Below are 366 nucleotides of genomic sequence, written 5' to 3'. Positions count from 1 at the left end.
GACACCCTCAAGGTCACGCCGCCCACCGGGGTGGAGGGCATCGAGAAGTACCTCGCGTCCGGCCACATGCGTGGCATCGGTCCGGCCATGGCCAAGCGCATCGTCGCGGCGTTCGGGGAGGGCACGTTTGAGATCATCGAGGCCGAGCCGCAGCGACTGCCCGAGGTCGCCGGCATCGGCCCGAAGCGTGCCGCCCGCATCATCGCCGGCTGGGCCGAGCAGAAGGCGGTGCGCGAGATCATGCTGTTCCTGCACGCCCACGGCGTCGGCACGGCGCGGGCGGTGCGGATCTTCAAGACTTACGGGCACGACGCCATCGCGGTCATGACCGAGGACCCGTATCGGCTGGCCAAGGACATCCGCGGC

1 protein-coding gene is annotated in these 366 nt (G+C 69.9%); it reads left to right on the top strand.

Going from position 1 to position 366, the window contains the following annotated elements; translation table 11 throughout:
• The coding region (locus MKK65_RS31610) for a helix-hairpin-helix domain-containing protein (protein WP_243960551.1) at positions 1-366 on the top strand (366 nt) is incomplete at both ends.

It is taken from the genome of Methylobacterium sp. J-001, assembly GCF_022829565.1.
In the GTDB taxonomy this organism is placed as follows: domain Bacteria; phylum Pseudomonadota; class Alphaproteobacteria; order Rhizobiales; family Beijerinckiaceae; genus Methylobacterium.
Note: the sequence above shows the minus strand (reverse complement) of the source record. Positions and strands in the feature narration are given on the sequence as shown.